We start from the raw sequence: 7844 nt of genomic DNA on the forward strand, positions 1-7844 counted from the left end.
CTATTCGGTTATAATCCAGCCGTTTTCTAGGGATAATAAAAGCCTGCTGGGAGTACATGAGCGTGTTGAAAAAACTGAGCTATTTGCTGGCTGTCGGAATGACGGCTGCCAGTTTGTCCGGCGTTGTACTTGCTGCCGATGAGATGTCACCGGACGCGATTGCCGAGCGGATCAAGCCCGTCGGTCAGGTCTATACCGCCAAGGAACTGGAAGGGATTGCGACTGCAGGCGCAGCTCCTGTGGCGGCAGCACCATCCGGCCCACGTGATGGCGAGGCCGTCTACAAAGGGGCGTGCTTTGCCTGTCATGACATGGGTATTGCCGGTGCCCCCAAACGCGGCGACAAGGCTGTGTGGGAGCCACGCATAGCCCAAGGCATTGATATATTAAAGAAACATGCAATTGAAGGCTTCACCGGCAAGAGCGGTGTGATGCCAGCACGAGGGACTTGCGTCACCTGTAGCGATGAAGAGATCGAAAACGCCATTCACTACATGACTGACAACCTCTAAGTGATTGAAAGGGCCGCAATTGCGGCCCTTTCAATCTGTTTACTTCCGACTACTCTTTGTAAGGTAGGCAAACCGGGAGTTTCTATGTCAGCCCAACCCACAGCACCGCATTACTCGACTCCCTTGTTGGCGTTGGTCTCCTCTATTATGGACTTCCCAGCACCCTCCGAGGCCACCCCTAAAGAGTATGACACTCTGATCCAGCAGCTGAACCAGCTCTGTCCTCTGCAACATTTTGGCATATTGGGCTTATCGGAAGCGGGGCTGCACTGGGTCTGCGAGCATCAGATTTCTGACCGTTTCAAACTGCAGCTGGGGCTGGAGGAGTCGCGGATCTCTGATCAGCTTGACCAGCTCGATGAGGCGAAAGGCTGGTGCATACTGCCGGTCGAGCACGGTCAGATACAGTGGTTACTGGCCTGCTGTCAGCCCAAGGATCTGCCCACACTGCGCCTGTTGCTGGAATGTCTCGCCAAGCGGCTGAATGAAACCCAGGCAGGCTCCCAGCTATCGGAACTGGCCTCCCCCCTTATCCGCAAGGATCCTGACTGGCAAAAAAAGATTGAGAGCATCAATCGCATTATCCGCCTGGCCAATACCCTGCCCAGCCAGGCACTGTTCTCCCAGCTGGAAGCTGTGCTACGCCAGATACTGGCCATTCAGGACATGTTGCTGGTCCGAATAGACAGCCATCGGCTGGAAAAAATATATCCCGAGCAGCCACCGCATAGCGATGAGTTCATCACCAGCCTGTGCCACAGCACCAACAACATGGAACAGCACAAAGAGCAGTTGCACTGGTACAGCCAGCCCTTGCGCCTGCAGCAGCAATACTTTGCCCACTTCCTTATCAGTACTCAGCAGCCGCTGGAGACAGATAACCGGTTGTTCCTCGACTTTCTGCGCAGCCAGCTGACCCTGTTGCTGGAGCTGAGGCGGATCCGGCAGCAGCTGCACGACATCAACTCGGAAGACTCCATCAACCAGCGCCTGCAACAGCTGCGGCAGACCAATCTCAGATTGCAGAAGCAACTCAAGCAACACCAGGAGCTCGAGCGCAGGCTGCAATTCGATGCCTTGCACGATCCGCTGACCCAGTTGCCGAATCGGGCGCTGCTGATGAATCACCTCAATCATGCCATGACCCACTTCCACCGCTACAAGACGCCGGGGTTTGCACTCATCTTCGTCGATGTGGATCACTTCAAGCAGGTCAATGACACCTTGGGCCATAGCGCTGGCGATCAGTTGCTCAAAGAGATGAGTCGCCGTCTGCAAACCTGCATCAGACAAAACGACATGGTGGCCAGACTGGGAGGGGACGAATTTGTCATCTACTTGGACAACAGCAAGGACGAGGAGGATATCAGCCCTGTTCTCAACCGCGTCATCAGCCGCCTCTCCTATCCATTCCGGCTGCAAGGCAATGAGCTGAGCATCACGGTCAGCCTGGGGGTGGCCAGTGTGTCGGAGCAGACTTCAGATATCAGTCAACTGCTGCATCAGGCCGACCTGGCCATGTATCAGGCCAAACGCAACGGTCGCAGCCGCATCGTCAGCTATTCGGAAGAGTGCTCGGCCCAGACCTGGACCTCACCGGAGGAGATGCTGGCCAGAGCCCTGCGAGAGGGGCGCATAGTGCCTTATTTCCAGCCAGTGATCCGGCTCAAGGACAGCCGCCTGACAGGGCTGGAGGTGATGGCTCGCTGGATCACGGAGGAGGGTGTACTCAAGGATGCCTTCGACTTCATCCCGTTGGCGGAGCAGTGCGGCCTTATTCAGGAACTGGATTACCAGATACTGCGCCACACCTGCCAACAGTTGAAAAACTGGCTGCCCATGTCGGGCCAGAGCAAGTTCAAGGTTGCGATCAATCTCTCCGGCAAGCATCTGGTCAACCACGACCAGATCATGCGACTGGTCGACATTATTGAGAGCGAGGGGATAGCACCGGGTTACCTGATTTTCGAATTCAATGAACGAGAGCTGTCGCGGCAGGATTCCGATGCCCTCACCTCTTTGCATGAGCTGAGGGCCAAAGGCATTCAGATCAGTCTGGATGATTTTGGCACCGGCTTCTCCTCCCTCAACGCCCTGTTCCACTTCCCGGTGGACTACATCAAGGTGGATGACAGCTTCACCCATCGCATGCTGCAATCCCCCAAGGATCTGGCGCTGATCCGCGCCATGCGGGACATCTGCCAGGATCTGGATTTCACTCTGGTAGTCGAAGGGATCGAGAACCAGCAGCAACTGCAGAAGCTGATCGACATGGGCTGCCTGATGGGACAAGGACGCTACATTTCACCACCCATGCCGGGGGCAGATATCACCCCCTTGCTCAGCCAGACCAAGGGTGAACGCGGCTAGCCGTGTCGGCTCAATCCTTCTTGAACAGCGCTCGCAGGTTGGCGACGCCAACCTGCCCTTTCTGCTGGCGCTCCTCGGCCGTCACCTTCTTCTGATTTTCCCACTCAAGATCGTCCTGGGGCAGCTCCAGCAGAAAGCGGCTCGGCTCGGGCCTTACCGACTCTCCATACTGGCGCCGCTCCTTGCAGAGGGTGAAGGTGAGCTCGGTCTGGGCACGGGTAATGCCCACGTAGGCGAGGCGCCGCTCTTCCTCCACGTTGTCTTCATCGATGCTGGTCTGATGGGGCAACAGGCCCTCTTCCATCCCCACCATGAATACATAAGGGAACTCCAGCCCCTTGGAGGCGTGCAGTGTCATCAGCTGCACCTGATCGGCGTCATCTTCTCCTTCGTTGCGCTCCATCATGTCGCGCAAGGTAAGGCGGGTGACCACCTGAGCGAGCGTCATCGACTCTTCCAGCTCATCCCCTTCCAGCATTTCGGTGATCCAGCGATAGAGGGTCGATACGTTCTGCATTCGCATCTCAGCCGCCTTCGGGCTGGGGGAAGTCTCGTAGAGCCACTCCTCGTAGTGGATCTCCTTGATCATGTCCCGCACCGCCTCAACCGGGTTGCCCCGCTGCGCCTGCTCGCCTAATCGCACCAGCCAGTTGGTAAATGCTTGTAGTGCACTCAAGCCACGGCCGGAAAGGGACTGTTCCAGCCCCAGCTCAAAGCTGGCGGCAAACAGGCTCTTGCCACGCTGGTTGGCATACTGACCCAGTTTTTCGAGCGTGGTGGGACCTATCTCCCGCCGTGGCAGATTGACCACCCGCAGGAAGGCGGTGTCCTCGTCCGGATTCACCAGCAGCTTGAGATAAGCCATGATGTCCTTGATCTCGGTACGGGAGAAGAAAGAGGTACCGCCCGAGATACGATAGGGGATGCGGTTGGTCATCAGCGCCTTCTCGAAGATGCGCGACTGATGGTTGCCACGATAGAGGATGGCGTAATCCTTGAACCGGGTGCGGTTCATGAACTTGTGCCCCATCAGCTCGGCGGCGATCCGCTCAGCCTCGTGCTCCTCGTTCTTGGCAAACAACACTTTGACCGGCACCCCGTAATCGAGCTCGGAGAAGAGCGCCTTGTCGAACACATGAGGGTTATTGGCGATCAGTATGTTGGCGCATTTCAGAATGCGCCCCTTGGAGCGGTAATTCTGCTCCAGCTTGATGAGCTTGAGGCTCGGAAAGTCTTCGTTGAGCAGCACCAGATTTTGCGGCTTGGCACCGCGCCAGGAGTAGATGGACTGGTCATCGTCCCCAACCACGGTAAAGCGGGCCCGCTCGCCGACTATCTGCTTCACCAGCTCGTACTGGCTGGTGTTGGTGTCCTGATACTCGTCGACCAGCAGGTAGCGGATCTTGTTTTGCCAGCGGGTGCGCACCTCCTCGTTGCTTTTCAGCAGCAGGGTCGGCATCACGATAAGGTCATCGAAGTCGAGCGCGTTGTAGGCCACCATCTGGCGGTGATAGCGCTCGTAGAGCTGGGCCATCAGCACCTCTTCCGGCCCTTGGGCGATACGCATGGCACGCGCCGGCAGTATGAGGTCGTTCTTCCAGTTGGAGATCTGGCTGATGAGGGCCGACAGCTTGTCCTTGTCGTTATCCAGCTCAGCCTCGGTCAGCTCCTTGAGCAGCGCCAGCTGGTCGGTGTCATCGAACAGGGAGAAGTTCGCCTTGAGATTTAGGCTCTTGTGCTCACGGCGTATGATATCAAGGCCTAGGGTATGGAAGGTGGAAACCATGAGGCCCCGCGCCTCCTTGCGACCCAGAGTCTGGCCGACACGCTCCTTCATCTCCCGCGCCGCCTTGTTGGTGAAGGTGACGGCCGCTATGTTGCGGGCGTTATAGCCACACTGTTGCACCAGATAGGCGATCTTGTTGGTGATGACGCGCGTCTTGCCCGATCCGGCTCCCGCCAGTACCAGGCAAGGGCCGGAGACAAACTTGACCGCTTCGTTCTGATTGGGGTTGAGCTTCATGGGCCGGATCTCTTGGCTTATGATGAGGGGCGGCATTGTAACAGAAATCAGCGGGCGAGCCGCATCGCTGCGCCACACACCATCAGTCGGCAAGCATCATGCGTCTTGTGTTCGAACGCCATTTTCAGGATCATGGCCGCCTTTTCCAGACGATGACGAGGGGACCATGAATCAGCAAGAGCACGCCCGACTGCGCGGCCAGTTTCCGGCCTTGGCGCAGCAGGTCAACGGCCACCCTCTGATCTACCTGGACAATGCCGCCACCACCCAGAAGCCGCAAGCGGTGCTGGATGCCATCGCGCACTACTATCGGGCCGACAACGCCAACGTTCACCGCGCCGCCCATGCTCTGAGCGGGCGGGCCACCCGGGCCTTCGAGGCTGCCCGCGAGACGATCGCCCGCTTCATCAATGCGCCTCACTGTCGCGGGGTGATCTGGACCCGCGGCACAACCGAGGCAATCAACCTGGTGGCCCAAAGCTGGGGAACGAGCGAGCTCAAAGCGGGGGACGAAATCGTACTCAGCACCCTGGAGCACCACGCCAACATAGTCCCCTGGCAGCTGATTGCCCAGCGAACCGGCGCCGTTGTCCGGGTCATTCCCCTCAATGAGCGGGGCGATCTGGATATGGCCGCCTACCTAGCCATGCTGGGACCGCGCACCCGGCTGGTGAGCGTGGCCCATGTCTCCAACGCCCTCGGTACCGTCAATCCGACCGTGCAGATAGTGGCAGCGGCCAAGGCGGTCGGCGCCCTGACCCTGATCGATGGTGCCCAGGCTGTGGCTCACCTCGAGGTGGATGTGCAAGCCATCGGCTGCGACTTCTACGCCTTCTCCGGCCACAAGCTCTATGGCCCGACCGGCATCGGCGTGTTGTGGGGCCGCACCGAGCTATTGGAACGGATGCCGCCATGGCAAGCGGGCGGCGAGATGATCGACAGGGTCAGTTTCAGCGGCACCACCTTCAACGCCCTGCCCTTCAAGTTCGAGGCAGGTACCCCGCACATCGCCGGTGCCATAGGCCTGGCTGCCGCCATCGACTTTTTTATGCAACAAGACAGGGTTGCCCTGGTTCACCACGAGCAGGTACTCACCGACCATCTGGTGGCAGGGCTGCGGCAGGTACCGGGTCTGCGTCTTGTCGGTGAACCCGGCCAGCGCGCCGGCGCCGTATCCTTCTTGCTGGATGACATCCATCCCCAGGATGCCGCCACCCTGCTCGACATGCAGGGCATAGCGCTGCGGGTCGGCCATCACTGCGCCATGCCGCTGATGGAAAGCCTTGGCATCGGCGGTACTATGAGGGCCTCGCTGGCCTGTTACAACAATCAAGACGACGTGGATGCCCTGCTGGCGGCTCTGCGCAAACTCAGTGACTTCTTCTAAGGCAGACAACCTCATGAACAGCCTCGCAACCTATACCCAGATCGGCCTAGAACCCAATGCCGAGGGCATCCGCCAACAATTTGCGGCCGCCCACGGCTGGGAAAACCAGTACAGGCTCATCATCCAGCTCGGCAAGCTGCTACCCGTCCTCCCTGCCGAGTGGCAGCAGGAGGAGTTTCGTCTCAAGGGGTGTGAAAGCCAGGCCTGGCTGAAAGGGGAGCAGGGAGAGAATGACCGTTGGCATTTTGCCTGCGACTCCGACGCCCGCATAGTACGCGGCCTCATCGTCATCGTACTGGCGGCGCTCAACCACCAATCCGCAGAGGCCATTCAGACCTTTGATATGGAGACCTATTTCACCGAACTGGGGCTGGAGAAACACCTGAGCCCGTCACGGGGTAACGGGCTCAGGGCAATAGTGCTGACGATCCGGGAGCATGCAGTCTAATCCACCTTGCTCAGTGGTCGATTAGGCTTCGCTAATCGACCCTACGGCTTCATTCCCTGCCTCTTTCTCGGCGCGAGCGCCCCGCTCGGCAATCTTCTTCAATACCCGGGAGGCGGCCACCAGACCGAAGGTCGCTGTCACCGGCGTCACGGCGCCGAAGCCGGAGGCGCAATCCATCTTCATGTTGCCATCGCTGGCCGCCTTGGCCTGACAGGTACCGCCATTGCCATCGGGATAGCTCAACTGCTCGGTTGAGAAGACACACTCCACCCCGAATTTACGCGCCGGATTCTTGCTGAAGTTATGCAACCGGCGCAAGTCGGAGCGCACCTTGGCCGCCAGCGGATCCTGGATTGTCTTGGCCAGATCCGCCACTGTGATTTGGGTCGGGTCCATCTGCCCGCCTGCGCCGCCAGCTACTATCACCGGGATCTTGTTGCGCTTGCAGAAGGCAATCAGCGCCACCTTGGCCTTGACCGAATCGATGGCATCCACCACATAGTCAAACTCCCGCTTGATATGCTCTGCCAGGTTGTCGGCGGTGACGAAGTCATCCACCTCGATCACCTCGCAATCCGGGTTGATAGCACGAATGCGCTCGGCCATCACTTCTGTCTTGAGGCGGCCAACAGTGCCCTGCATGGCGTGAATCTGACGATTGGTGTTGGTGATGCAGATGTCATCCATGTCGATCAGGGTGATCTGGTTGATCCCGGCACGGGCCAACGCCTCCGCTGCCCAGGAGCCAACTCCGCCGATCCCTACCACACAGACCTTGGCCTGACTGAAGGAACCAAGTGAACTCTGACCATAAAGACGGGCAATGCCCCCGAATCGCTGTAGATATTCTGCTTTCATACCACCACCTTGCTTGAAGGCGGCCATTATAGCGGCAACGACAGCCAGCGGCGAACATCAAGATGCCTCAGCGTGGAGAAAGGAAGAGGAGGTGGGTAATGGTGACCGCTGACTTTGCAGTTTCGGAAATGAAAAAAGCCCAGTCTTTCGACTGGGCTTCTCAATTTACTGGCGGAGCGGACGGGACTCGAACCCGCGACCCCCGGCGTGACAGGCCGGTATTCTAACCAACTGAACTACCGCTCC

General features: G+C 58.6%; 6 protein-coding genes and 1 tRNA gene. 4 read left to right on the plus strand and 3 right to left on the minus strand.

Features of this window, described 5'->3' with window-relative positions; translation table 11 throughout:
- The first annotated feature begins 56 nt into the window (after nt 1-56).
- A complete protein-coding gene (locus tag OKC28_RS10145) occupies nt 57-512 on the plus strand; it encodes a c-type cytochrome (protein WP_005318144.1) in 456 nt (151 codons plus the stop codon).
- 84 nt (nt 513-596) lie between these two features.
- Complete coding sequence (locus tag OKC28_RS10150; RefSeq protein ID WP_059113835.1) at nt 597-2882, plus strand: putative bifunctional diguanylate cyclase/phosphodiesterase; 2286 nt, start codon at nt 597-599, stop codon at nt 2880-2882.
- Nucleotides 2883-2892: 10 nt separating this feature from the next.
- Here OKC28_RS10150 and rep read toward each other — a convergent pair whose 3' ends face one another.
- Nucleotides 2893-4905 carry a DNA helicase Rep gene (rep, locus tag OKC28_RS10155; protein WP_005318142.1) on the minus strand — a complete coding sequence of 671 codons (2013 nt, stop codon included), beginning with the start codon at nt 4903-4905 and terminating at the stop codon, nt 2893-2895.
- A gap of 166 nt (nt 4906-5071) precedes the next feature.
- Between rep and OKC28_RS10160 the strand changes: the two genes are divergently transcribed.
- On the plus strand, nt 5072-6292 hold the full coding sequence (locus OKC28_RS10160; RefSeq protein WP_256686494.1) for an aminotransferase class V-fold PLP-dependent enzyme: 1221 nt from the start codon (nt 5072-5074) through the stop codon (nt 6290-6292).
- A 13-nt stretch (nt 6293-6305) separates the two neighbouring features.
- Complete coding sequence (locus OKC28_RS10165; RefSeq protein ID WP_256686493.1) at nt 6306-6740, plus strand: SufE family protein; 435 nt, start codon at nt 6306-6308, stop codon at nt 6738-6740.
- Nucleotides 6741-6761: 21 nt separating this feature from the next.
- Here OKC28_RS10165 and tcdA read toward each other — a convergent pair whose 3' ends face one another.
- Complete coding sequence (gene tcdA / locus OKC28_RS10170; RefSeq protein ID WP_256686491.1) at nt 6762-7598, minus strand: tRNA cyclic N6-threonylcarbamoyladenosine(37) synthase TcdA; 837 nt, start codon at nt 7596-7598, stop codon at nt 6762-6764.
- A gap of 169 nt (nt 7599-7767) precedes the next feature.
- Nucleotides 7768-7844, minus strand: a tRNA-Asp gene (locus OKC28_RS10175).

It is taken from the genome of Aeromonas sp. D3 (assembly GCF_027705025.1).
Classification (GTDB): domain Bacteria; phylum Pseudomonadota; class Gammaproteobacteria; order Enterobacterales; family Aeromonadaceae; genus Aeromonas; species Aeromonas salmonicida.

Coding starts and splice junctions, on each gene's coding strand:
- OKC28_RS10145 (WP_005318144.1), top strand. CDS start 57: ATGAGCGTGTTGAAAAAACTGAGCTATTTGCTGGCTGTCGGAATGACG.
- OKC28_RS10150 (WP_059113835.1), top strand. CDS start 597: ATGTCAGCCCAACCCACAGCACCGCATTACTCGACTCCCTTGTTGGCG.
- rep (WP_005318142.1), bottom strand. CDS start 4,905: ATGAAGCTCAACCCCAATCAGAACGAAGCGGTCAAGTTTGTCTCCGGC.
- OKC28_RS10160 (WP_256686494.1), top strand. CDS start 5,072: ATGAATCAGCAAGAGCACGCCCGACTGCGCGGCCAGTTTCCGGCCTTG.
- OKC28_RS10165 (WP_256686493.1), top strand. CDS start 6,306: ATGAACAGCCTCGCAACCTATACCCAGATCGGCCTAGAACCCAATGCC.
- tcdA (WP_256686491.1), bottom strand. CDS start 7,598: ATGAAAGCAGAATATCTACAGCGATTCGGGGGCATTGCCCGTCTTTAT.